Below are 25,440 nucleotides of genomic sequence, written 5' to 3' on the forward strand. Positions count from 1 at the left end.
CGCCCCCACCTGCAGGAGCGAGCCGCCCGGAGCAGGCTCGCTCCTACAAACGCGCATCGTCGCCTATTGGCTCAATGCCTGTTCACGGATCAGCCGCTTGTTGATTTTCCCGACACTGGTCTTGGGTATGTCGGCCACCAGCCTGATCTGCCGGGGGATCGCCCATTTGTTGATGCGACCACTCTCGACATACTGAAGCAGATGGGTCACCAGCATTTCAGCCGTGATGCCTTCTGACACGACCAGCGCCACCGGTCGTTCCCCCCACTGCGGGTCAGGCACGCCCACCACTGCCACCGAGCTGACGGCAGGGTGTTCGCTGATCAGGCTCTCCAGCTCGAGCGAACTGATCCACTCCCCGCCCGTCTTGATCACGTCTTTGATCCGGTCCTTGATCTCCACGACGCCCATGGGGTCGATGGAGCCGATATCACCGGTATGCATCCAGCCGTTTTCCCACAGTTGCGCGCCTTGCTCGGGTGCGTTCAGGTAACCCTGGGTCAACCAGGGTGCACGCACCACGATCTCGCCCAGCGCCTCACCGTCCTGCACCACTTCGTTGCCGCTGGCATCAATGATGCGCAAGTCCACCATCGGCACCGCCACGCCGGTCTTGATACGCGCAGTCACCTGATCGGACGCCGGCAGTTCCAGTTCGGCCTCACTCAGGTGCGTCAGGCACAGCAGCGGACAGGTCTCCGACATGCCGTAGCCGCTGTGCACACGCATGCCCCGTGCGGTCGCCTGGGCGGCAAGCCCATGGGTCAAGGCGCTGCCGCCCAGGAGCATTTTCCAACCGTCGAAATCAGTCCGTTGCCCTTCGTCGCAACCCAGGATCATTTGCAGGATCGTCGGTACGCAATGGGAAAAACTGACCTTCTCTTCGCGGTACAGCCTGACCAGGCTGTTGGGCTCATAACGCCCCGGATACACCTGCTTGATCCCCATCAATGTCGCGACGTAGGGCACGCCCCAGGCATGCACATGGAACATCGGCGTGATCGGCATGTAGACATCGTCGGAACGCAACAATGGCAGGCCCTGATAGACGCCCAGGGTGCCGACAGCATTGAGCGTGTGCAAGACCAACTGGCGATGGGAGAAGTACACGCCCTTGGGGTCGCCCGTCGTGCCCGTGGTGTAGAACAGCGTGGCGACCGAGTGCTCATCGAAATCAGGGAAATCGAAGTGCGTTTCAGCCTGCGCCAACAGGCTTTCGTATTCCCCCAGCACCGGTAACGCGGTCGACGGCGCGTCCTGATCGGAGAGCTGAATGTAGCCTTTGACGGTGGTCAACTGATCGTGGACCTGCTCCATCAGCGGCAGAAAATCGTCATGCACCAGCACCAGATCATCTTCGGCGTGGTTCATGGTGTAGAGAACCTGCTCCGCGGACAGGCGGATATTCACCGTGTGCAACACCGCCCCCAGCATCGGCACGGCGAAAAAACACTCCAGATACCGATGGCTGTCCCAATCCAGCAAGGCCACGGTATCGCCAGCTTTGACGCCCGCCTGGGTGAGCGCGTTAGCCAATCGTTTGATGCGTTCATTCAGCGTCCGGTAGCTGTAGCGCAGCTTGTCCGCGTAGACAATTTCCTGATCGGGCGCATAGCGTGCGCCCGAGAGCAACAGGCTCTTGATCAACAAGGGGTAGCTGTAAGCGCCTGGCGCAGGCGCGAGTATTTTTGTTTTCACCACGGTGAAGTCTTCCTGATGCTGTTGATTGGAGATCATCTCCGGTTCACGGGGTCAGAACTGATCGGCGTTGAGCAAGTACAGCGACTCGCTGCCGGCCTTGACCGACGCGGCCAGCGAATGAACGCGTGGCAGCAGGCGGGCGAAGTAGAACCGCGCCGTGCCCAGCTTGCTGGCGTAGAAGTCGTCCTGCGCTTCCTTGCCCACGGCTGCCTTGGCCATCAGTGCCCACATGTAGGCATAAGCGGTGTAGCCGAAGGCGTGCAAGTACTCGACCGACGCCGCGCCGATTTCATTCGGGTTGTTTTTCGAACGGTCGAGCAGCCACGCCGTGAGTTCGTCGAGGTTGTCCAGGGCGCTGTTGAGCGGCTTGGTGAACTCCGCGAGGTCGGCACAAGCGGTGGCAGTGAAATGGCGAATCTCGTCGGCAAACAGCTTGTACAACTCACCTCCGGTGCCCACCACTTTGCGTCCGACCAGGTCCAGCGCCTGAATGCCATTGGTGCCTTCGTAGATCTGGGTGATGCGCACGTCACGCACCAGTTGCTCCTGACCCCATTCGCGGATGTAGCCGTGGCCGCCGAAAATCTGCTGGCCGTGAATCGTGGTCTCCAGCCCCATATCAGTGAGGAACGCCTTGGCCACCGGCGTCAGCAACGCCACCAGGTCTTCCGCGCGCTTGCGGGTCGAGGCGTCTTCGCTGAACTTGGCGGTGTCCAGTTGCATGGCCACGTAAGTCGAGAAGGCACGACCGCCCTCGTTCGCGGCTTTCATGGTCAGCAGCATGCGCCGCACGTCCGGGTGCACGATGATCGGGTCGGCCACTTTGTCTTTGCTCTGCGCGCCGCTCGGCGAACGGCTTTGCAGCCGGTCACGGGCGTATTCAACGGCGTTCTGGTACGAACGCTCGCCCGTGGCCAGGCCTTGAATGCCAACGCCCAGGCGCTCGTAGTTCATCATGGTGAACATCGCCGCCAGGCCCCTGTTCGGCGCATCGACGATCCAGCCCGTGGCACCGTCAAAGTTCATCACGCAGGTGGCGGACGCCTTGATCCCCATCTTGTGTTCGATCGAACCACAGGACAGCGCGTTTCGCTGGCCCAGGCTGCCATCGGCATTGACCATGAACTTCGGCACCAGGAACAGCGAAATGCCCTTCGGCCCCGCCGGGGCATCCGGCAGTTTGGCCAGCACCAGGTGAATGATGTTCTCGGTCAGGTCTTGTTCGCCGCCGGTGATGAAGATCTTGGTCCCGCTGATTTTGTAGGAGCCGTCGGCCTGAGGTTCGGCCTTGGTGCGGATAATCCCCAGGTCGGTGCCCGCGTGGGGTTCGGTCAGGCACATCGAGCCAGTCCAGGTGCCGGCGTACATGTTCGGCAGGAAGGCGGACTTCAGTTCTTCGCTGGCATGGGCCTTGATCGCCAGGCAAGCGCCGGCGGTCAACATCGGGTAGAGGCCGAAAGACAGATTGGCGCCGTTGACCATTTCCTCGACCTGCGCGCCGATCACCTTGGGCATGCCCATGCCTCCGTAGGCCGGGTCACCACCGACGCCGCCCCAGCCGCCCTCGGCAAAGGCGCGATAGGCCTGGGCAAAACCATCAGGGGTGGACACTTCGCCGTTGTGCCAGGAACAACCTTGCTCGTCGCCACTGCGATTGAGCGGCGCGATCAGTTCCGCACTGATCTTGCCGGCTTCTTCGAGGACTGCGTTGGCGGTTTCTTCATCCACCACCTCGGCCAGGGCCGGCATCGCCGCCCACAGGCGAGAGACGTTGAAAACTTCGTTGAGGACGAACCGGATATCGCGCAGGGGTGCTTTGTAGTCAGCCATATTTGAAATACTCAGGCAATGTCAGGGCATTCAACCTGCCCTGGTCAATGGAAGTGCAAAAAGGTTAATGATTTGCGTCAACAAGCTCCGCCGCTTGCTCCTTGGTGCTTGCGGGTACGGTGGCGATGTTGCGCAGCAGGAAACTGGACAGTGCCGGGATCAGGATCAACGCACCGAGCATGTTCCAGATGAACATGAAGGTCAGCAGGATGCCCATGTCGGCCTGGAACTTGATCGGCGACCAGGCCCAGCACACCACCCCCGCCGCCAGCGTGATACCGACCAGTCCCACCACCCGGCCGGTGAAGGACACGGCGTTACGGTAGGCCTGTGCCAACGGCATGCCCTGGCGCTGGTAATGCAACTGCACGCTGAGCAGATACAGCGCGTAGTCGACACCGATCCCGACCCCCAACGCGATCACCGGCAGCGTCGCGACCTTGACGCCAATCCCCATGATGACCATCAGCGCCTCACAGAGAATCGAGGTCAGTACCAGCGGCAGCAGCGCCACCAGCGTGGCACGCCAGCTACGGAAGGTGATCAGGCAGAACAGCGTCACTGCTGCGTACACGTACAGCAGCATCGTGTGATTGGCCTCACGCACGACGATATTGGTCGCCGCTTCGATACCGGCGGTGCCGGCGGCCAGCAGGAACTGGCGGTCCGGGGTGCTGTTTTCGCGGGCGAACTTGTCGGCGATCGCGACCACCGCGTCCAGCGTTTGGGCCTTGTGGTCCTTGAGGAAAGCGATCACCGGCATCACCGAGCAATCGGTGTTGAACAGTTCCGGAGCATTGACCGAGGCCTGCTGCGCCGCGTAGTTCAGCACGTTCTGGTTGCGCTGGATGCTGTTGAGCTTGGGGTTGCCCTCGAACGAACCGGCGGTGATCTGCCGGACCGCGTTGACCAGCGAAGACGTCGCTTGCACGCCGGGGTATTGCTGCAACTCCCAGGCCAGGCGGTCGGCCAGAATCAGCGTCTGATAATTCAGGCAACCTTCAGGCGGGGTCTTGATCATCACCGCGAACAGATCGCTGGACAGCGCATAGTGGCTGGTGATGTAGGCGTTATCGCGGTTATAGCGCGAGTCGGCGCGCAGCTCCGGGGCGCCGCTGTCGAGGTCGCCGATTTGCAGGTGCTGACTGACCATGAAGCCGGCGATGCCCAGCGACACGGCGCCGAGCACGATGCCCGTGGCCCACTTGCGCGTGGTGAAGCGGTCGAGAAAATCCCACAGCTTGCCGAAGCCGCGGCTCTCGTCGGCACGGGTGTCGATCTTCAGCGCTCGCTCCGCGGCCTTGCGCCCGACACCGATGTAGGACAGCGCCACCGGCATCAGTAGCAGCGAGGTGAAGATCAACACCGCCACCCCGATACTGGCGGTAATGGCCAGGTCCTGAATCACCGGAATGTCGATCAGCATCAGCACCGCGAAACCCACCGCGTCGGCCAGTAACGCGGTGACCCCGGCAATGAACAAACGGCGGAAGGTGTAGCGTGCCGCGACCAGCTTATGGGTGCCCCGGGCGATGTCCTGCATGATGCCGTTCATCTTCTGCGCCGCGTGGGAGACACCGATGGCGAAAATCAGGAACGGCACCAGCACTGAGTACGGATCGATGGCATAGCCCAGCCAGGCGACGATCCCCAGTTGCCAGACCACTGCGGTCAGCGAACAGAAGATCACCAGCAGCGTGCTGCGGATGCAACGGGTGTACAGATAAATGATGACGAACGAGGTGATCACGGCCAGGCCGAAAAACATCATCACCTGGATCAGGCCGTCGATCAGATCACCGATCAACTTGGCGAAACCGATCACATGCACCTTGTACTTGCCGGTGCCTTCTTTTCCGGCCTTGCGTGCGGCGCTGTCACCGGCGAACTCAACCTTGTCGCGCAGTTGCTGCTCGAGGGTCTGGGCGAATAGGTAGTAGTTGATGCCATGGCCGGTGGCCGAGGCAACGTCCAGTAATGGCACCACCAGCATGCTCGATTTGAAGTCGCTGGCCACCAGACTCCCGACGAGGCCTGCACGGTTGATATTCTGGCGCAGCTTTTCAATGTCCGACGGCGAGCCCTTGTAGTCATCGGGCATTACCGGGCCACCCTGAAAACCCTGCTCGGTGACTTCAGTCCAGCGTACCGACGGGCTCCACAACGACTTCATCCAGGCGCGATCGACGCCTTCGGTGAGGAACAGGTCGTCGTTGACCTGCTTGAGCACGGCCAGATATTCAGGGTCGAAAATATCGCCCTGGGTGTTTTCCACCACCACCCGCACCGAGCTGCCCAGGCCGCGCAACGATTTGCGGTTCTCGAGGAAGTTCTGAATGTAGGGCTGGCTCTGCGGAATCATTTTTTCGAAGCTGGGGCGCAGCTCCAGACGAGTCAGCGCCATGTAACCCAGCAGAAGGGTGACGATCACCATGAACAGCATGAACAGCGGACGGTGATTGAACACCCAGCGTTCCAGCCGGTTGCCGGAGCGCTGATCGAAGTCACGCAAATCGCGGATCACCGGCATGGTGTCTTGCTTGATGTTGCCCATGTCAGGGTACTCGCTCTAATTGATCCAGTTCTTATTCGACGCGAAGTGCACGCACACCACGACTACCCACCAACACCAGCGAGCCATCGGCGGCCAGCGTGGCACCTGCCACGGGGGATTGACCTTGCTGCGGTACCAGTTGCAACTGCGTACTGCCTTCCTGTTCCACCAACATGTGACCGGCCTGAGTGAACAACCGGTAATTGCCTTTCGCGTCCAGCGTGGCGGCGGTGATATTGACTGGCAGCCCGGCGTTCAACTCACTCCAGCTCTTGCCGGCATCGACGCTGCGAAACACATGTCCGCGCAGGCCGTAAGCCAGCACTTCACCTGGCTTACCGATAACGCCGAAAAAGCTGCCCTGATAAGGCGTTTGCACGGCCATGAAATGCTGGCTGGGCTCATCCCACTTGAGCAGCAGGCCCTGTTCTCCTGCGATGTAGAGCGCGTCACCGGTGGAGGCAATGGCTTCGAGGTGCAAGCCTTGCGGGTTTTCTGTGCGGTCTTCGAAGGGCGTCCAGTGCTGACCGCCGTCTTCTGTACGCAAGATCAGGTTGAACACACCGACTACGTAGCCGAGTCTGGCGTTGGCAAACCAGACGCCCAGCAGTGGTTTGTCGGCGCCCTCCTCGACCAGACGCTGGCCTTCGCTGACGAGCTGCGCCCATTGTTCGTTGCCTGAATCGGCACTGGCCAAGTCACCGTAGTGTTTGACCAGCAAGGCACCGATTTGACGACCATCGAGCTGCTTGCTCCACGTCGCGCCGGCATCGCCGCTGTGCAGGACCACACCATCGTTGCCGACCGCCCAGCCTTGTGTTGCTGTAGGAAAACTCACGGCTGTCAGGTCGGAACTGACCGGTACAGCAGCCTGCTGCCAATGCTTGCCAGCATCATCGGAATAAAGAATGTGGCCACGCTGGCCGACAGCAACCAGTCGCTCTCCCGCGCGGGCCACGTCCAGCAGAGGGCTGCGCACCGCCAGGGCACTGGCCTTGGCTGGCAGGTCCAGCACGTCAACATAGCCGGCCGCTTGGGCAAGTCCCTGCAACAGTGCCAGCGTGGCGCCCAGCACCAACGACACGCACTTTTTGTACGAATACATACGGCGTCCTCATGAGGGAACTGCGCTGGGGCACGAACGTGCAACCCAGCGTTGAAATCAGGCACCCCTGGACTCTCGACTCGGCGCCGAGAGTTGTCCGGTCACACTGCCGGGGAGGCAGTGGACCGAACAGGCTCTGTGTCACTTTGTGCTTAGCGAATACCGGCGCCCGCCAGGGACTCCGGCGACCACTGCACCTTGGAGAGCGGGTCAACGTACTTGATGCCACCGTACGGGCCTACCACGCCATTGATGTTGTAGGAGCCGCCGACCAGATCGTAAATCATGAAGGGTGTAGCGTCCGGGACTTGCTTGTCATAGCTCTGGCTGAGGAAAGCGAAGGAGCCACGGTACAGCTGACCACGCGCGTCGTATTCGTCGGAGGCCAGAGCGGTCCAGGTGTCTTCATCCAGGTAGAAACGGCGCTTCTGGTAGACGTGCCGTGCGCCAGCCTTGAGGTTGCCCTCCACGACCCAGACGCGGTGTTTTTCCCAGCGCACGAAGTCGGGTGCCAGGTGGTTGGGGGTGGTCAGCGACTTCGGATCCTGGGCATAGGTCAGCTTGTAGGTGTTGTACGGCACGATCATTTCTTGCTTGCCCACCAGCTTCCAGTCGTAGCGATCCAGCGCACCGTTGAACACGAAGACATCGTCATAGGTACCGGCGCCGGCAGTACCCGGGTTAGGCGTGTCGTAAGCCAGGTCCGGTGCCAGTTTTACCCGACGTTGACCTGGCAGGTACTGCCAGGCGCGACGCGGCTGTTGCAGCGGGTTGGCGGCGTCCTTGAGCATGACCGACTCGCCCGCCCGGCGCGCAGGACCGGTGTAATACAGCTTCATCTGATAGTAGATGTCGCTGCTGCTGATGGGCTTCGTCAGGTTTTCGTAAATCGGATAAGCGATAAACGCTTCGCCAGTGATCGCCAGGCTCGGTACGCCCGCCGAATCGACGTTCCAGGAGTCATACTTGGAGTTGATGCTGACGCCCTGATAGCGCAGCAGGAAGTTCCACATCGCCTCGGCACCCGATTGCGGGATCGGGAAAGGCACGCCGGGCAGGACGTTATCGATGGCCAACCCGCCCTCGAGGGACTTGGCACCGCTGGCGTTTTTCAGGCCATTATCCAACACCGCCTGAGGCAGTGCTGCAGTGCGGTGGGTCGGGTACACATTGATGTGATAGGTCGGAAAACGCTTGGCCAGCTCAGCGGTGGTGGCCGTCAGCAACCCCTTGTATTGATCGACGTTCTTGCCATCGATCACCTGCAGCGGTTTTTCACTGGCAAAAGGGTCCGGACGCATGCTGTCGCCGGGTTTGAAGTTAGCCGGAGGGGTGGTCAAGCCACCGGTATACGCCGGAATGGAACCGTCGGCATTAGCGGCCTTTTCGGCCCCGACCTGGGTCAGGCTGGTGCCGAGTCTGGCGGCCTCCTGAGCCGATACGGCGGCCTGCGCATGAGCGGCGAAAGCCATGGCCAGGGATGCGGCCAGCAACGTGTGCACGAATTTCATCTTGTTATTCTCCTGCTTACCGGGGTAAGCCATTCGTGAATCAGAAAGTGGTTTTCAATGTCAGGTAAACAGCGCCGCGATCCGCAGTGGTTGCGCCGGCACCCGAGAACGACGAGTAGCCACCGCCATAACACGCGTAGTTTTCGTTACCGCTGAAGGCGTTCGGCGTGGAGCCGTCGCCACCTTTTGAACCTGTGCTCACGCCGCTGACGTTGCACTTGTCCGTCTGGCCGAAGGAGTCCACATACTTCAGATCGACAAAGTATTTGTTGTAAACAATCGCGCCGACGCCGACGGCATAGTTGCCAGTGTCTTTCGCACCGCCGCCGCTGACCGGTGACACGCCAGCAAGCCCCGCATTGACCGATATCGGCATGTTCAGATCGACACCAGGGAATACCTGGTACCAGGTCGGCGTGAAGTTGACCGCAATACCCCAGTTGTCGCGAGTCGGCTTGTCGATGCCCTGGTAGCTGCCATTACCCTTGTAGAGCGCGGCATTCTGGCTATCGAGGTGAAGCAGGTTGCTGTAATAGAGTTCGGTGAGCAGGGTTGCCTGATCGAACACTGGCGTTTTGGGAAGGGTCATCAGGCCGTTGAGTGTCCAGTGCAACGTCTCACCGGTGGCGCTCAAGTTGCCATTGCTGGGAATTTCATTGACAACACCGGTGTCCGCCGTACGCGCGGGCAACAGGCCTAGCCCCTGACCCAGACCGTACGCGTTGCTATTGACGACGATTGCCGGGATGCTGGCCAGTGGCATGTTTTCGCGGATGTTCAGGTCCGAGCCAACACTCACGCCGCCCACGTCCTTCGACAGGCTCAAACCGAAAATATGAATATTATCGGCATAGGCCATTTGATAGGTGGCGGTGCTCAGCGAGTTAAGCGTATTGGCGACGCCCTGCACCTGCCCCGCTGCGGTCTTGAAATTGGGCACAGTCCCATTGGGGTTAGCCGAACTGATACCGGTGGCGTTGATCCACGCCTGCGGCAAAATATCCGAGGTCTGGCGGTAGTAGACGCCCAGTGTCCCGTCCAGCCACGCCGGCGACCATTTGGCCATGACGCCCCAGTCCCCGCTGTTATCCGGCGTCAGGTCGTGACCGCGACGCACGTTGGTCAGACCATTGCAAGGCGCCAGTCCACATCCCAGCAAAGGGGTACCCGAGGGGGCATTGGTGTTGCCCAGCAGAAAGGACTGCGCACCGGTACCCACCAGATCGGAGCCGCCATAGTAGGTACCCGCCTCGGGCAGGCGGGCGGCATCCCAATGCATGAAGTACTGAGCGCCCAAGGTCAGCTCGGGATTGACGGTGAAGGTCATCGAGAGTTGATTACGCGGAACGAACAGTTCCTTGGCCTCGGTACCCGGCGAAGCCGCCAGCTTGGCAAGGTCCAGGCCCGACTGACCGTAGCTGATCGAATGCACCGGGTTCAGGATGGTCTCACCCCAGAACACGTTGTGCTGACCGGCCTTGAGGCTGATCTGCGACTCATCGCCTACTTCATGGTTCCAGAACACAAAGGCGTCGAGGATTTCCCCGGACGGACCACTGTAGTAGCGCTGGGCATAGTTGCTCAGGTGCGGACTGCCGTTGCCGACGCCGGGGTTGACGCGACTACCGATCACAGGGCGCGTGTCATTGTTAACCAGCCCGGAGGTCGAGCCATTGCCATTGACGAAGGGATTGGAACTGGAGCCAATGTCATCATAGGCCTGGTCGTACCAACTCGCGGCACTGACACGAAACCCCTGCTTGCCCTGGTTGACCACATCCAGCTCGCTCAGCACGTCAAGGCGGTTGGTGATGTTGGTGCCGCCCTTGCGAAAGTTGTAGTCGCCGTCGTTGTTGTTCGGCGTCCCCAGCATGCGCTTGTCGGCGTTTTCGGTCCGCACGCCGTAGTTGTACTTCACGGTGTTGTCAAAGCGCACCGACCAGTCAGGGTTGCCGGTATCGATTTCGACCGCCTGGGCCACCGGCATCGAAGCAGCCAGAATGGCCAGGGCCAACAGACTGCGACGTGAAGGGAGTGTGTGGCTGTGACTCTTATTGTTATGCATTACATTGTCTCCGCCATGTTGTACTTGTTTTTAAGCGCAGCTTTCCTTGCACAGGCCCTGGTGAAGGGTCTGCGTTTTTCTCACAGGTTAGAGCAGGTGCCGGACACAACACGTCCGGCCAGGTGCCTGACTAGCGATCCAGTTCCAGGATGAGGGCTTCGGCTTGCGGCCAGTGGCCAAAGCCCGAAGCGGGATTGAGATGGCCGACTTCGCCGAGGTTGACCAGTTCGCTGCCCCAGTTGCGGGCCATGCGGGTGACGGCATCCAGACTGGCCAGGTGATCGTTGGTGCTGCCCGCCACGATGCTGCGAAACGGCAGCGCACCGGCAGGCAGAGGGTCCCAGCCGTTGGCTTTGAGGGTTTCAGGGGATGGGTAGTTTGTTGGCCAGGTGGCATTGAGGTCCGGCGGCGCGGCCAGCAGCGCGCCCTTGATCGAGCCGCTGTGTCGGGCGGCCCAGTGGGCGACCATCAGCACGCCCGCGCTGTGGGCGACGAGAATCACCGGTCCGTCGATTTGCTCCAGTTGGTGCTGGATCGCCCGGACGCGGGCGGCGCAATCCAGTTTGTCGGTTTCAAGTGGCGGAACGCTGCGTACGTTGTTCAACCGGGCTTCAAGCAGCGTTTGCCAATGCTCGGCAACGTGGTCGCGCAGACCCGGTACAATCAGAACGGTAGCGGCGGTTTGCAGTTTGTTCACTTGAACACCTCACCTTCTCGGTAGCTCGCCTGGCTGTATCGCCAGCATCTTTTTGTAGTACCGACATTAAAGAGCCCCCACCCGCTATGCTTTTCATTTGACGACACCGACTTTTCTTTTGATGACACCGCATTGGTGCCTGGCTGATGGTCGTGCACAAGCCAAAAAACGCGGCTTCAAAATCTTTTCATTTCATGATGTGCTGGATATAGTCCGACCCGCTCAATTCCATCGAGACGCTCCAGGGATGACCTCTTCATGACCAAGCTCGTTCGTGCCGCTGTCTTGACCAACTACCTGGATGTGGCCCATTACCTGGGGTTCAATCCACACGATGTGCTGGCGCTGGTCGGCCTGAGCAAGGCCCGTCTGCTGGCCCCCGAGCAACGCATTCCGATCGATTCAGCGGTGCGCCTGCTGGAGCTTTCAGCGGCCGCCACTGGTTGCCAGACCTTCGGCCTGAGCATGGCCGAGTCGCGTCAACTCTCGGACTTTGGCGTGGTCAGCCTGCTGCTCACGCATCAGCGCACGCTGCGTGATGCGCTGCAGGTGCTGGTGCATTACCGTCACCTGATGAACGATTCGCTGGCCATCTTCGTCGAGGAGGCCGGCAAGATGGTGATCATTCGTGAAGAGGTGGTCACCGAGTCACCGATGTCCTGCCGGCAAGCCAATGAGCTGGCCATTGGCGTGATGTTCCGTCTGTGCGCGGCCCTGCTGGGGACGCATTGGCATCCGTACAGCGTCAACTTCACCCACCAGGCTCCGGATAACCTGCATCTGCATCGCCGCCTGTTCGGTTGCAACCTGGAGTTCGGCAGCGAATTCAACGGCATTGTCTGCCCCGACGCCAGCCTCGACATGGCCAACCCCCATGCCGACCCGGCCATGGCGCGTTACGCCCAAAGCTACCTGGATTCGCTACAGAGCCACGAAGGACCGTCGATGCTGTTTGAAGTGCGCAAGGCCATTTACCTGCTGCTGCCGATGGGGCGCGCCACGATCGAGCAAATTGCCCAGACCCAGGGCATGAACGTACGGACCCTGCAACGTCGACTCAAGGATGATGGCTGTGCGTTCAACGACCTGATCAACGACGTGCGTCGCGACCTGGTGCTGCGCTACCTGGAAAACCCCAATTACTCGCTGAGCCGAATTGCCGACATGCTGGGCTACTCCATGGCGAGCTCGTTCACGCGCTGGTTCATCACCCAGTTCGACATGCCGCCAGCGGCCTGGCGTGCAACTCACAAGCCCGGCAGCGCAAAAGCGCCGACGGAGACGACACCCCTCCTCGCCCCGAAAAAAACCTGAATCTCTGAAGATCAAACTGCAGGCGCCGGCTTGCCAGCGAAAGCAGCCCGGAACTCAACGCAGCCCTCAAAGGCCCTTTCGCCAGCAAGCCGGTGCCTAGGATTTCGCAGCAGCCTCCAAATAAAAAAACGGCGACTGCTGGTACAGTCGCCGCAAAAAAACCGGTGCTTTTGACGCCGGTCGAGCGCTGCACGGCGTTGGAGTGAACACAGTGCGACGCCACTTGCTGAAAGCTGTTGCGTGCGCCGGGGTTACGCTCCCCAGTGCAGCAACAGCAGCACAAGAACCACCAGGAACACGGTCTCTCCCACCATCAGGAGAATCGGCTTGATGCCGACGGCGGCCAGTTCCTTGAGTTGGGTTTTCATGCCCAGGGCGCTGATGGAAACCACCAGGCACCAGCGAGACAGCTCATTGACTGCGCCCTGCACCGCCGGGACCACCCAGCCGGTGCTGTTGATGCAGGCCAGTATCAGGAAGCCAACGGCGAACCACGGCAGCAGCGGCGGCCGTTTGCCGGTGGGATCGGCGCCTTGCATGCGGGTAATCATGGCGGCGCTGACGATCACCGGCAGCAGCATGGCGACGCGCATCAGCTTGACCACTGTGGCCGTATCGCCGGTCTCGGTCGACATGCTGTAGCCGGCGCCGACGACCTGGGCCACGTCATGGATGGTGGCCCCCAGGAACACGCCGGCCAACTGTGGCGACAAGGCCAGCCACTTGGCAATCATCGGATAGACGATCATCGCCAGGGTCGACAGCGCCGACACCCCGATCACGGTGAACAAGGTGGCGCGTTCTTTCTGCGGATGGTTGGGCAACGCCGCCGCCAGGGCCAGCGCCGCCGATGCGCCACAGATCGCCGTGGCCCCGCCGGTGAGCATGCCGAACAGGCGCTGGAACCCCATGGCCTTGGCCGCGACCACCGAGACGCTAATGGTCACGACCACCAGAATCACCACCAGGGCCACCGGTTTCCAGCCCAGCGCGGCCATCTGTTCCAGGGTGATGCGCATACCCAGCAGTGCCACGCCAATGCGCAATACGCTACGCGCCGTGAATTCAATGCCGGCCTTGCAGGCACCGTCGCCCGACAGGAAGTTCAGCGCCATGCCCAGCAACAAGGCGAACAGCATCACCGGCGCACCGTAGTGCTCGGATAAAAACGACGCGGCCGCTGCCACGATCAGACTGACAATGAACCCCGGTGCCAATTCGCGGGTGCGGCTATGGATACGGGTAAGAGCAATGGCGCTCATGGCACGGACTCCTCGGAAATGATGATGAACGCCTGGCCGTCGATGATCTCGACCGGGTAGTGGGTGACCTTGACCTGGGTGGAATTGAGCAAGTAGCCGCTGAGCAGGTCGAAGCGCAGGCCGTGGGCGCAGCACTGGATCACTCTGCCCTCCAGGCGCCCGCCACAAAGCGACGCGCCCTGGTGCGGGCAGCTGTCGTCGATGGCGAACAACTGCCCGTCAACGTTGAACAGCGCCAGGCTTTTGTCGTCGAACTCGAACAGTGCACGGCCACCGGCCTGTGGGTGTTTGCCGGCAGGTACGGGGATACGCCTGGTCATGCCGGTTGCCGCTCGCGATCACTTTCCCTGAGCGCTTCACTCATGGCCCCGAGCAACGCCTGCGCAGGTTGTGCACCGATCACCGTCAAACGGCGGTCGAACTGAAAGCTCGGTACGCCACTGGTCGCATCGGGGGATCCGGCGAAGGGCGTCGCATCGCCTTTCAGGCAATCGAGCAGGCTGTCCGGATCGACGCCGCAGGAGCGGGCAATGGCGAGCAACGTGTCACGGCAACCCAGGTTTTCGCCTTTGCGGAAATACCCGGCGAACAGTCGTTCGAGCAACATTTCACGCTGGGCGACATTGCCCAGTGCGCTGGCACGCTCGAACAAACGATGGGCGTCAGCGGTGTTGGGCATGGTCTCGATACGGCTGAAGTCGATGGTCAGCCCGACCGCCGAGGCAGCCTGCCGAACCTGAGCCTGGCGCATGGTCACGGCATCGGCATTGCCCAAGCGCTTGCGATAGAAATCGGCGAAGGGCTCACCTTCCACGGGCAAATGCGGCAGCAACTGCACCCCGTGCCAGACCGTGGTGATCTGCACATCCGGGTTGCGACTGCGAAACTGCACTTGCGCATGCTCCAATTGGCGTTTGCCGATCAGGCACCAGGGGCAGATAAAATCAAAAAACACATCAATGGATAAGCGACGACTCACAACTTCACCTCTAACCCGCCAGCATTGACAGGATCAGGCACGCGCTGACCCTGAAGGCGGGCAATATCTCTGTGGTAATGACACTTGGCATAAAAGAACACCGCTGCGGCCCCGAGGCTGACCAGAGGCACCAATTGAAAGGCCGCCTGCAGGCCGATCAGGTCGGACACCCTGCCGGTGATGAACGGCCCCGGCGCCAGGCCGAGCATGTTGTTGGCCAGGGTCAAGGTGGCGAACGCCGTGCCATGCACCGAATAGTGGGTCAGGTTGGCGACCATCGCCCCGGCAGGACCGGTGGTGCCGGCGGCAATCAACATACCGAGGCAGATCAACGCCAGTTGCACAGGCCCCGCCGGCAGGGCGAACGCCGCCGACAACAGCAGGCAACTGCCCAGGCAATAGGCAATGGCCAGGGCCACCTTGCGTTCCGGTGATTGCCGGCACAGGCGATCACTGAGCATGCCGCACAGAATCATCCCGGCGCCGCTGCACAGCACGATGATCGCCGCCATGCCCCCTGCCTTGTCCGTGCCCATTTCGTAGTAGCGATTCAGGTAACTGGGCATCCACACGATCACGGTGCCGCCGACGAACAGCTGCAAGCCACTGCCGACATAGGTTGCGATCACCGAGCGGCTGGAAAACAACGTGCGCAACGGTTGCTTGACCTTCGCGGCCGCCAGGGTCGCAACGCGCTGCGGAGCAATGCGTGCTTCCTTGACGATGATCGGATACAGCACCGCCAGCAGCAGGCCAAACAGCGCCATGCCGGCAAATGACCAGCGCCAGCCCAGCTTGGCAGCGATGGCTCCGCCCAACGCCATGCCCAACACGGAACCGAACATGCCGCCGGCCATGAAGGCGCTGGCCAGGGTGGCTCGCATGTGTTTGGGAAACACGGAAATCACTACGGCGATGCCGACACTGCCGTACGCCGCTTCACCGACTCCGACCATGAACCGCGCAATGAACATCTGCGGGTAATCCTGGGCCAAGGCACAGCCCAGCGTGGCCACACTCCACAACAGCGCCATCAGCGCGAGGCTTTTGACCCGGCCGAAACGATCCGCCATCAACGACAGGGGAAACGTCAGCAGGCCGACCATCAGAGCGACAACGCCACTGAGCAGGCCCAGTTGACCATCGCTCAAGGACCACTCGCCCTTGAGCATCGGGAACACCGCGTTCAGTACCTGACGCGACATATAGTCGGAAATCAACAGGCCAAACGTCAGTGCAAAGACGATCCAGGCATATTTGCGCGCAACGCCGACACCACTGCAGTCGTCATCGTCCGCGGCGATTGGATGAAAGGCCATGCAGCCTCCTCAAAGCTTCGTTTTATTGTTGTTATCAAGCGTGTTGCATGCAGTGAGCGAGAGACCATCGGCCTCTCGCCGCCACTGCCGGTCAGCCGCGCTGCGGCACACCTTTCTGCCCAGCCTTGCGGTTGGGGGCCATGCCGTTGGCCAACAGGGTTTCTTCGATGCTTTGGTATTGCACACCGATGCGATAGATCTCGCGGGCCTCTTTACCGGTGGCGATTTCGCGCCCCAGTTCATGGGCGATGCGCACGGTTTGCTTGATCTGCGCCACCGAGCCGAAGCGTTCGCCCTTGTGATCAATGATAGTGTCTTCGTTGCCCACACGCGGGTGCATGCCCATGGACATCGCCATGGTGTTGAACGGCAGTACGTTCTTGAGCAGCGACTCGGAGGTCAGGGTGCAACCGTCCGGAACACGGTGGATGAAGTTGAAGAAGTTGAACGGGTTCGGGCCGTCGAAACCGCCACCGATGCCGATCCAGGTCAGGTTCAGCGGGCCTTTGTAGATGCCCTTGCGTACCAGACGCTCGAGGGTTTCATAGGCATGAATCCCGGTCAGTTGGAAGTGCGGCTGGATGCCGTTCTCCGTGAGGCGCTTGAGGTGCTCGGCCACCCAGGCTGGACCGGCTGGCACCGTCATTTCGCTGTAGGCCGCCTGGAACAACGGATTGGCCAGGGAGGTGCCTTCCAGGTAGTCCGGGTACAGCAGCTCCATGATGTTCATTTGGGTGGTGTTGATCGCCACCGTCACCTGATCCGGTTTTGGCGTCAGCTCGGCCAGCATGTGGCGCGTATCGTCGGACAACCACTTGGCCGCTTCGCCATCGCTTTCAGGGGCGAAGGAAATCGAGCCGCCGACCTGGATGATCATGTCCGGCACGGCTTCGCGCACACCGGCGATCAGCTCGTTGAACTTGGACAGGCGCTTGGAACCCTTGCCATCCAGTTCGCGTACGTGCAGGTGCAGAACGGTGGCACCGGCTTCGTAGCACTCGACCGCTTTTTGCACTTGCTCATCCATGGTCAGCGGGATGTCTTCGGGGAAGTCTTCCGGCATCCATTCCGGGCCGTACGGGGCCACGGTAATGACGACCTTTTCCATGTTTTCGGGGTGTAGGGAATCGTCGAAGAATTGCATGGTTGCTCTCCAGTTCTTATGCCAGTTCTTATGATTGTCCCGCCCACCCGGATTCGTTCCGGGCAGACGTGTTTACGAGTGCGTATGCAGAAGGGGTCGATCAGTAAGTCTTGTCGCCCATGATCCCGGCGCGTTCCATCTTGCGATGGCACGGCGGGTAATCCATGACGGCGTAATGCTGGGTACTGCGGTTGTCCCAGATGGCAACGCTGTTGGGCTTCCAGCGCCAGCGCACTTGATACTCGGGGATGTACGCCTGGCTGATCAGGTAACGCAGCAGCTCGCTGGCGCCAGGGTTGGCGTCCTGGCCGAAACGCACCCGCTCGGGGGTGTGGAAGTTGCTGAAGTGGGTGGTGAAGGCGTTGACGAACAGCACCTTCTCACCGGTTTCCGGGTGGGTACGCACCACCGGGTGCTCGGCGTCCGGATACATGGCTTTCAGCGCCAGGCGTTTTTCGATCGGCATGGCCGCGCCGAAGCTCGCTTCGATGCTGTGGCGGGCACGCAGGTCGGCAATCTTCACCTTCACGTCATCGGGCAGGTTGGCGTAGGCCTCGACCATGTTCGCCCACATGGTGTCGCCGCCGACCGGCGGGCACTCCACGCAGCGCAGCACGCAACCCATGGGCGGTGCTTCGCGCCAGGTGGCGTCGGTATGCCAGGCGTTCTCGTAGCGGTCCATCGGCTGGTCAGGCTTCTTGTAGATCTGCACCAGACCGGGGTGATCCGGATCACTGCCAGCCACTGGATGATCCTCCAGTTCGCCGAAGCGACGGGCGAACGCCACGTGCTCGGCGCGACTGATGTTCTGGTCGCGCAGGAACACCACACGATGGGTGAGCAACTGGGCCCGAATCTCGGCGAAAAGACCATCGTCATGGATCGCGTCGGCGAGGTTGACGCCGATCAGTTCCGCACCGATGTTGCAGGTCAATTGTTCGACTTTCATGGCAGCGAACTCCCTTAAATAACGAAAATCGACGAGCCCGTGGTCTTGCGCGATTCCAGGTCCCGGTGGGCCTGAACGGCATCCTGCAAGGCGTAGTGCTGGTTGATCTCGATTTTGATCCGGCCATTGCCGACGTGGTCGAACAATTCACCGGCCAGGGCCGCTTTTTCCGCAGGGTCGGCGATGTAGTCGGCCAGGGCCGGGCGGGTCAGGTACAGCGAGCCTTTCATCGCCAGCATGACCGGGTCGAACGCCGGGATCGGGCCGGACGCCGTGCCGACGCAGACCATCAGGCCGCGACGCTTGAGCGAATCCAGCGAACCCATGAAAGTATTCTTGCCGACGCTGTCGAACACCACGTTGACGCCGACGCCGTCCGTCAGTTCGCGAACGCGCTGGGCGACGTCTTCATGACTGTAGTTGATGACATGGTCGCAGCCGTGGGCCCGGGCTATTTCACCCTTGACCTCGGTGGACACGGTACCAATCACGGTCAGGCCCAGCAGCTTGGCCCACTGCGATACGATCAGGCCGACCCCGCCCGCTGCAGCGTGCAGCAAAATGCTGTCACCGACCTTGAAATCGTAAATGCGACGCATCAGGTACGACGACGTCAGGCCGCGCATGGTCATCGCTGCGGCAGTTTCGAAACTGATGGTTTCCGGGAGTTTGATCAGCGGCGCTGCCGGGATCAGGCGCTCGGTGCTGTACGCCCCCAAGGTGTTGAGGAACCCGGTGTAGGTGACGCGATCACCCACTTGCACGTTGGTCACCCCTTCGCCGACGGCCTGGACCACGCCGGACGCTTCGACACCCATGCCATTGGGCAGCGGGATCGGGTAAGTGCCATTGCGAAAGTAGGTGTCGGCATAGTTCAGGCCGACCGCCACGTGACGAAGACGAACCTGGCCTGGGCCCGGGTCGCCGACTTCGACCTCTTCGTAACGAAGAACGTCGGGACCACCGGTTTCGTAAAAGCGAACGGCTTTGGCCATTTTTTCTTATTCTCCAATCTGCGATTTTGGCGAGTGCGTCGAATTGCGCTGATTGGAATGTAGGTCTCCGGCGCCGTCATCGCTTCTCATCAGACGACAACGGCTTTTCATTTCATGACAGGTGTCGGCGGCCACCTTGAAGAATTGCTCCAGCCATTACGGCGATGCGAGCGTCCCTGCCGTCTGCTTCGCTCAGTCCGTCATTTTGACTGTTTCGGCTCCTGCGCAGGGGCCGAATACCATTTCTCCCTCGGCACCCACTTCGCTTCCCCCGGATCGCCAAAATAGTGCGGCGACATGATTTGCACGCCGTACTCGTTGAACACATCCTGGATATTGGCGTGCAGCATGCTGAGCAACTCGGCACGGGTACGCGGTTGGCTGGGGATGGCCTGGGCCACGAGGCGGTACTCCGGGTAGAAGTCCGACAATGCGGTCTGAAACACCTGGGGCGTCGGCACTGCAAGGACCCCGGTGGTGCGTCTGGCGGCTTCCAGCAGCATGGCTTCAACCTGTCGCCAAGGCGTGTCGTAGCCGATGGTCACCACTGTATCGACCACGTAACCGTCGCCCTGCACGGTTCGCGAATAGTTCTTGGTGACCGAGTTGGTGATCATCGAGTTGGGCAAGGTCAGCAACTCGCCCAGGCCGGTACGGATGCGCGTGGTGAACATGCCCAACTCCGTCACCGTGCCTTCGTATTCACCGATACGCACGAACTCCCCCGGTCGCAGGGTGCGTGTGTAGGTCAGAATCAGCCCCGACGCCGCCTGACCGATCACACTGGTGGCGCCCAGAGAAATCATCAGGCCGATCAACACCGACAAGCCCTTGAATGCATCGGTGCCCGCCCCCGGCAAATACGGATACGCCATGGCCAATGCAAACAACCAGATCGCCAGGGACATGAGCCGGGTGGTCGGCTGCAGGGTTTCCTGGTTCAGCCAGTTGAAGATGCCGGGGCTGGCCAGGCGTCGCAATACTCGCTTGCTGAAGGCGCTGACGCCTCGGGCGATGAAGAAAATCATCAGGGCCACGCCCAGTCCGGGAATGGCGCTGATGATGCTTTGGAACAGGTAGGTCACGATCTCCAGCAGGTAGTTATTGAGGCTTTCTCCCCATGGCCGGGTGTAGGGAAAACGCGACAGGACAAATCCCAGCCACTCGTAGGTCAACAGCAACACCACCAGCCAGCGCAGAAACCACAGCACACGGCTGACCAACAGGTAGAGGAAATTGGCATCGATGAGCTGGACGCGCCCCACGCTCAACGCCTTGGTGTGCCGATCCATCAACTCCGGGAGCTTATTCAGCATTTTTCGCCGCAGGTAAACCATGACCCACAGCAGCGCGAGGTAAAGGGTGGTGGCCAGCGTCACGGCGATCAACGCCCTGAGAATCAATCTGAGGCTGCGCGCTTCCTGGGTCTCAGCGACCACCAGGCGCAGGTTTTGCGCCGCTTGCTCGGCAGTCTCCAGGGTTGAAGCGGCACCCTGGGTGTCAACGTCTTTGGGTGCCACTATGAAAGCGCGCCTGACCCCTAACAACACCAGGTAACTGTTCTGGATCGGATCAATGCTGACGGTCAGATCGTCGGCTTCATCCAGCGCCTCGCGGATCACCGCGCTGGCGCCCTTGACCCGCGATTGGGGTGGCTCTCCGAGAACCGTCGCACGGAACACAATGACACTGCGGTTGGCCACTTTGAGCTCCGCGGGTGCATCCGGGGCCTTGGGCGGATCCTCGGCCCGCAGAGGCACCGTGCTCAACAAACAGAAAACGGCGATGACGGCTGTGACTAACCTGTTGCGCATGCTGGGTTCCTTTCCGCACAGGTTTCAGGGTAATGGCTGATTTTCGTCCTGGGGCCGATCCTCCACCCACTGCCAGAACAATTGATAGCCGACCGCAAGCGCCACCGGGCCGATGAACAAGCCGAGGATGCCGCTGGTGACCATACCGCCCAGGGCCCCGATCAGTATCACCGGCATTGGCACGGCGACTCCGCGCCCCAACATCAAGGGTTTGAGTACGTTGTCCACCAGGCCCGCAACGAACACATAGATGGCGAACACGATAGTCGCGGTACTCGGACCTTCAGTGGCGAACACATAAACGATGACCGGGATGGTGATGAGCGTCGCCGGCAATTGCATGATCCCCAGCAACAACACCCCCATTGCCAGCAGCCCGGCGGCGGGCACGCCCTTGAAGACGAATCCCAGGCCCACCAGCAACATCTGGATGAAGGCGATGCCGACCACACCGAGCGCCACGGCCCGGATCGTTGCGGTGCACAGCGCCGCGATACTCGGGCCTCTGTCCGGCCCGCTGAAACGCGAGGCGATCTGGATCGCGCTGCGGCGGCCGGCTTCGCCGTAGGCCATGAAGATGCCGGCGATGATCAGGGCGAAGATGAAAATGAGAAAACCCATGCCGATTCCGGCCAGTTTGCTCAGCAGCCCGAGGCTGACGCCTTTGATTTGCGGAATGTACTTCACGGTCAGGCTTGGCAAGTCGTTGGCTGCCTGCAACCAGAGGACCGCTATGGGCTTACCCACCAGAGGCCAGGTGGCGACGGATTCTGTCGGCGGGGGAATTTGAAAGCCCTGGGTCTTGACCATGTAGATGGTGTGCTGGATCGAATCGACCACCGAGGAACCCAACAAATAGACCGGCACCATCAGGATCACGATGGCAGCCAGCACGATCAGGGTCGCAATCAATCCATCCTTTTGTCCAAGCGACCCCCTGAGCCGCGTTTGCAACGGGTAAAGCGTGATCGCCAGGATCAGCGACCACAGCATCAAGTCGCGAAACGGTCGGAAAATCTCGAAGCAAAACAGCACCATCACGACAATCAGCCCGGCGCGGATCAACACATCAAGCAGGCCGCCGGACAAGGTTTTCACTGTAAGCGGTGTGGGCACCATTGCTGTCTCCTCGCGGTTCGCCGTGAAGTGGGCGAATCTGTTAGCCCAGCATAGACGCACATTGCACGGTGCGAAGGATCAACGCAGCTTCAGTGGATCGACCATGTTCGCCGCAATGGCCATGCCCACCAGGTCCGGCAACGTGTTGGCCTGCATGCGTTTCATCACCCGCGAGCGATACAGGTCGACGGTCTTTGCACTGACGCCCAATTGCTCGGCGATTTCGCGGGTGGTGTAACCCTGCACCAGAGGCAACATGACGTCGCGCTCCCGTGGCGTCAGGGTGAGCAAGCGTGCCTGCAAGGCCTGATTGCCGGACCGCCGCGTGGCGCAACTGCTCAGTGCCTGCTGCACGCTGTCCAGCAGCAACTGCTCGTTGTAGGGCTTCTCGATGAAATCATGGGCGCCCGCCTTGAAGGCCCGGACCACGATTGGCACATCGGCGTGGCCGCTGACGAAAATGATTGGCAGGTTCAGTTCACGCACGCGCATTTCTTCCTGCACGTTCAACCCACCCATGCCGGGCATGCGCACGTCGAGAATCACACAGGCATCGAGACTGGCATCGCAGGCATCGAGAAAGGCCACACCGCTGGTAAACGGCAAGGCCTTGAGGCCGACCGACTCCAGCAGCCACACCGTTGAATCGAGCATGCCCTGGTCATCGTCGACCACATACACCACGTGCTCCGTCACACCTGACATTGCGTTATTCCTGTTGTTGTTTTGTTGGACCGGCAAGCGGCAGGCGGCAACACATCAGCAGCCCGACAGGCTGGCGCCGGGCCTGCAGATCGCCACCGAAACCCTCGATGATGCTGCGGCTCATGGACAAGCCGAGCCCCAGGCCCTCGGCCTTGCTGGTGTAGAACGGGGTAAAGATCTGCTCCAGTTCGGGCTCGCTGACACCCGGCCCCTGGTCTCGCACACTGATTTCCACGCTGACGCCACTGCCCTGCTCCACCGCCATCACGATCAACGAAGGCTGACCGGGATGTTGCTCGCGGTTGGCGTCGATCGCGTTGCGCAGCAGATTGAGCAACACCTGCTCAAGCAACACGCGGTCGGCGTAAACGGGCGGCAGATTATCCGGCAGTCGATCCTCGATTGTCACTTGGCAATTGCTCGCCTCCCAGGCACACAAACGCACCGATTCGCGGGCGACGTCGGTCAGGTTCAGCGCCTGCATGCGACGCTGCCCCTTGCGCAGAAACCCACGCAGACGCCGGATCACTTCAGACGCATGAGTGGCATGGTGGGTAATGCGTTCCAGCCCTTGCGCCACTCTGCTAGTTGCCTGGGGATTGCTGCCCAGTGTCTGCAAATAGCGTTGGCTCGCATTGGCGTAATTCACCACGGCAGCCAGTGGCTGGTTGATTTCGTGGGCGATCCCCGAGGCCAGCTCACCCAGCGTCACCAACCGCGCGGTGTGTGCCAGCTCATCCTGATGACGACGTTGCTGCGCTTCGCGCAATTCACGTTCGGTCATGTCCCGTGCCACCAGCGAGTAATAGCGCTCGCCGCCGGCGCTACGGTGCGCCAGCAACACCAGCGAAACCGGCACCGAGGTGCCGCCGCCGGGTGGCTGCAAGCGCGAATCGGTGCTCCAGACGCCATCGCGTTCAGCGCTGCTCCAGCCGTCATGTTGCAGGCGCACCAGGTCGGCACTGGCGAACAATCCGGCAAGGGCCGGCATCGCTTGTTGCTCATCGATGCCGAGAATGCGCCGCGCCGCCGGGTTGAGGTAGGTGACTTGCCCCTCGGGATCGATGAACAGCACCGGGTCGATGTTGGCCTCGACCACTTCAGCCAGGCGGCGCTTGTTTTCCTCGGCCTGCACCCGCGCCGTGACGTCCCTGGAGACGCTGACCACTTCGACCACTGCACCGGTGTAAGTCTCGCGGATAGCCCGGCTGGCGGTTTCGAACCACAGGTAATGCCCGTCGCGATGGCGAATGCGATAGGTCATCGTGTGATATCCGTCCTGTTCCAGCGCATCCCGCGCCCGCTGAATCAGATTGGCCAGGTCCTGGCCATGGAACAGCCCCTGGGCCATTTGCCCGCGCAATTGCTCGGGCCAGTAGCCGAGCAACGTCCAGGACGCGGGCGAGGCATCGAGAAAACGCCCGTCCGGTGTGTGCCGGGAAATCAGGTCGGTGGTGTTTTCGATGATCAGCCTGTACAGCCGGCGTGCGGTGGTCGCTTCCCGTTCTGCCAGCACTTCAGTCGTGGCATCGCGGCAACGGGCGAGCACCCGGTTGTCCTGCGGATCGGGGATGAACGTCCAGATCAGTATTTGCGCTTCGAACCGGGCCTCGACACCTTCTATGGCCCGCTGCTGATCCAGGCACGCGCGCACCAACACCCGATGATTGACCGGTAAAAAGCCCAGCACATCAGTCAACGGCTTTTCGCCGAGCAAGGCCAACAGCGCCGCGTTGAATTCCAATGGTCGACCCTGGGCATCGAGCAACAGGCTCGGTTGCGGATCGTGGCCCAGCAAAGGTGAGCCGCGCAGCATCCCGTTGACGCTGCTGAGCAGGGTCGTCAACACATCCCGCACCCAGCCGAGCCAGTCGAGACTGCCCCCCTCGCACACTTCCACCAGCAACAACCCCGCCTGGCCCGGTTGCAAGGCCAGATCGAACACCTGGCCATGGCTGATGGCGGCGCGACGCAATCGGCCCGACAACCAGCAGTCAAGTTGACGGACTTGAGCCAGATCCAGGTGCCCTGCTTCGACCAGGCGTTCGAACAGCAACTGATCGCTGGCCAGCGCCGGGTCGCCCAGCCCCGGCGGAAAGTGCTGGGCCGAGCCTTCGTGGCTGTAGATCCGCGCATCGGGCTGCCAACTGAGATAAACCGCGCGCTGCACTTGCGGGCAATCCTGAAGGGCGCGGCACAACGCATCGGCGCGGGCAGCCAATGCCACGCCTTCGCGTTGCAGGCGCAACCAGCTGTGCAATCGAACGGGAGTCAGGCTCATCGCGGGTCCACTTTGTGAGGAAAACCAAGGATATACCGGGTTTAGACGTCTGGCGGCATTCGATTAGAGTCGAACGAAATTCATATAGTATATATA

The 25,440-nt window shown here is 61.0% G+C and carries 19 protein-coding genes; 1 reads left to right on the forward strand and 18 read right to left on the reverse strand.

Annotated elements, in window-relative coordinates; translation table 11 throughout:
• Positions 1–63: 63 nt before the first annotated feature.
• The 7 genes from ACGJAX_RS22045 to ACGJAX_RS22075 form a co-directional block, all read right to left on the reverse strand.
• Positions 64–1,701 (reverse strand): long-chain-fatty-acid--CoA ligase, encoded by a 1,638-nt coding sequence (locus tag ACGJAX_RS22045; RefSeq protein ID WP_390959969.1) that lies wholly within the window; start codon positions 1,699–1,701, stop codon positions 64–66.
• Between the two features lie 51 nt (positions 1,702–1,752).
• Complete coding sequence (locus tag ACGJAX_RS22050; protein WP_390956159.1) at positions 1,753–3,531, reverse strand: acyl-CoA dehydrogenase C-terminal domain-containing protein; 1,779 nt, start codon at positions 3,529–3,531, stop codon at positions 1,753–1,755.
• 64 nt (positions 3,532–3,595) lie between these two features.
• Positions 3,596–6,085, reverse strand: coding sequence for an MMPL family transporter (locus ACGJAX_RS22055; RefSeq protein ID WP_390956160.1), 2,490 nt, complete (start codon positions 6,083–6,085; stop codon positions 3,596–3,598).
• Positions 6,086–6,116: 31 nt separating this feature from the next.
• Positions 6,117–7,190: a YCF48-related protein gene (locus tag ACGJAX_RS22060; protein ID WP_390956161.1), complete on the reverse strand. Its 1,074-nt coding sequence runs from the start codon at positions 7,188–7,190 to the stop codon at positions 6,117–6,119.
• 152 nt (positions 7,191–7,342) lie between these two features.
• On the reverse strand, positions 7,343–8,701 hold the full coding sequence (locus ACGJAX_RS22065; RefSeq protein WP_090321606.1) for a DUF1329 domain-containing protein: 1,359 nt from the start codon (positions 8,699–8,701) through the stop codon (positions 7,343–7,345).
• Between the two features lie 40 nt (positions 8,702–8,741).
• On the reverse strand, positions 8,742–10,766 hold the full coding sequence (locus tag ACGJAX_RS22070) for a DUF1302 family protein (RefSeq protein WP_390956162.1): 2,025 nt from the start codon (positions 10,764–10,766) through the stop codon (positions 8,742–8,744).
• A gap of 130 nt (positions 10,767–10,896) precedes the next feature.
• Positions 10,897–11,463, reverse strand: a complete 567-nt coding sequence (locus ACGJAX_RS22075; protein WP_247257076.1) for an alpha/beta hydrolase — start codon at positions 11,461–11,463, stop codon at positions 10,897–10,899.
• A gap of 258 nt (positions 11,464–11,721) precedes the next feature.
• On the opposite strand from ACGJAX_RS22075, the gene ACGJAX_RS22080 reads away from it, so the two are divergent.
• A complete protein-coding gene (locus tag ACGJAX_RS22080) occupies positions 11,722–12,777 on the forward strand; it encodes an AraC family transcriptional regulator ligand-binding domain-containing protein (protein ID WP_390956163.1) in 1,056 nt (351 codons plus the stop codon).
• A gap of 251 nt (positions 12,778–13,028) precedes the next feature.
• Here the strand turns inward: ACGJAX_RS22080 and ACGJAX_RS22085 are convergent, their stop codons facing one another.
• From ACGJAX_RS22085 to ACGJAX_RS22135, 11 genes are all read right to left on the reverse strand, one after another.
• Positions 13,029–14,039: a YeiH family protein gene (locus ACGJAX_RS22085; RefSeq protein ID WP_247257078.1), complete on the reverse strand. Its 1,011-nt coding sequence runs from the start codon at positions 14,037–14,039 to the stop codon at positions 13,029–13,031.
• A complete protein-coding gene (locus tag ACGJAX_RS22090; RefSeq protein ID WP_247257079.1) occupies positions 14,036–14,359 on the reverse strand; it encodes a Rieske 2Fe-2S domain-containing protein in 324 nt (107 codons plus the stop codon). Before ACGJAX_RS22090 ends, ACGJAX_RS22085 begins: the two co-directional genes overlap by 4 nt.
• Positions 14,356–15,018 (reverse strand): DsbA family protein, encoded by a 663-nt coding sequence (locus ACGJAX_RS22095; protein WP_390956164.1) that lies wholly within the window; start codon positions 15,016–15,018, stop codon positions 14,356–14,358. The genes ACGJAX_RS22090 and ACGJAX_RS22095 overlap by 4 nt, the downstream gene beginning before the upstream one ends.
• Positions 15,015–16,337: an MFS transporter gene (locus tag ACGJAX_RS22100; RefSeq protein ID WP_390956165.1), complete on the reverse strand. Its 1,323-nt coding sequence runs from the start codon at positions 16,335–16,337 to the stop codon at positions 15,015–15,017. Before ACGJAX_RS22100 ends, ACGJAX_RS22095 begins: the two co-directional genes overlap by 4 nt.
• A gap of 91 nt (positions 16,338–16,428) precedes the next feature.
• Positions 16,429–17,481: a 3-keto-5-aminohexanoate cleavage protein gene (locus ACGJAX_RS22105; RefSeq protein ID WP_390956166.1), complete on the reverse strand. Its 1,053-nt coding sequence runs from the start codon at positions 17,479–17,481 to the stop codon at positions 16,429–16,431.
• A 100-nt stretch (positions 17,482–17,581) separates the two neighbouring features.
• Complete coding sequence (locus ACGJAX_RS22110) at positions 17,582–18,430, reverse strand: TauD/TfdA family dioxygenase (RefSeq protein WP_390956167.1); 849 nt, start codon at positions 18,428–18,430, stop codon at positions 17,582–17,584.
• Positions 18,431–18,444: 14 nt separating this feature from the next.
• A complete protein-coding gene (locus ACGJAX_RS22115) occupies positions 18,445–19,425 on the reverse strand; it encodes a quinone oxidoreductase (RefSeq protein ID WP_247257082.1) in 981 nt (326 codons plus the stop codon).
• Between the two features lie 200 nt (positions 19,426–19,625).
• Positions 19,626–21,239, reverse strand: a complete 1,614-nt coding sequence (locus ACGJAX_RS22120) for a mechanosensitive ion channel family protein (protein WP_390956168.1) — start codon at positions 21,237–21,239, stop codon at positions 19,626–19,628.
• A 24-nt stretch (positions 21,240–21,263) separates the two neighbouring features.
• Positions 21,264–22,358 (reverse strand): AI-2E family transporter, encoded by a 1,095-nt coding sequence (locus ACGJAX_RS22125; RefSeq protein ID WP_390956169.1) that lies wholly within the window; start codon positions 22,356–22,358, stop codon positions 21,264–21,266.
• Positions 22,359–22,436: 78 nt separating this feature from the next.
• Positions 22,437–23,063 (reverse strand): response regulator transcription factor, encoded by a 627-nt coding sequence (locus ACGJAX_RS22130; protein ID WP_247257085.1) that lies wholly within the window; start codon positions 23,061–23,063, stop codon positions 22,437–22,439.
• A 4-nt stretch (positions 23,064–23,067) separates the two neighbouring features.
• A complete protein-coding gene (locus ACGJAX_RS22135; RefSeq protein WP_390956170.1) occupies positions 23,068–25,344 on the reverse strand; it encodes a PAS domain S-box protein in 2,277 nt (758 codons plus the stop codon).
• Between the last annotated feature and the right edge of the window lie 96 nt (positions 25,345–25,440).

The organism is Pseudomonas moorei (genome assembly GCF_042846945.1).
GTDB classification, from domain to species: domain Bacteria; phylum Pseudomonadota; class Gammaproteobacteria; order Pseudomonadales; family Pseudomonadaceae; genus Aquipseudomonas; species Aquipseudomonas moorei.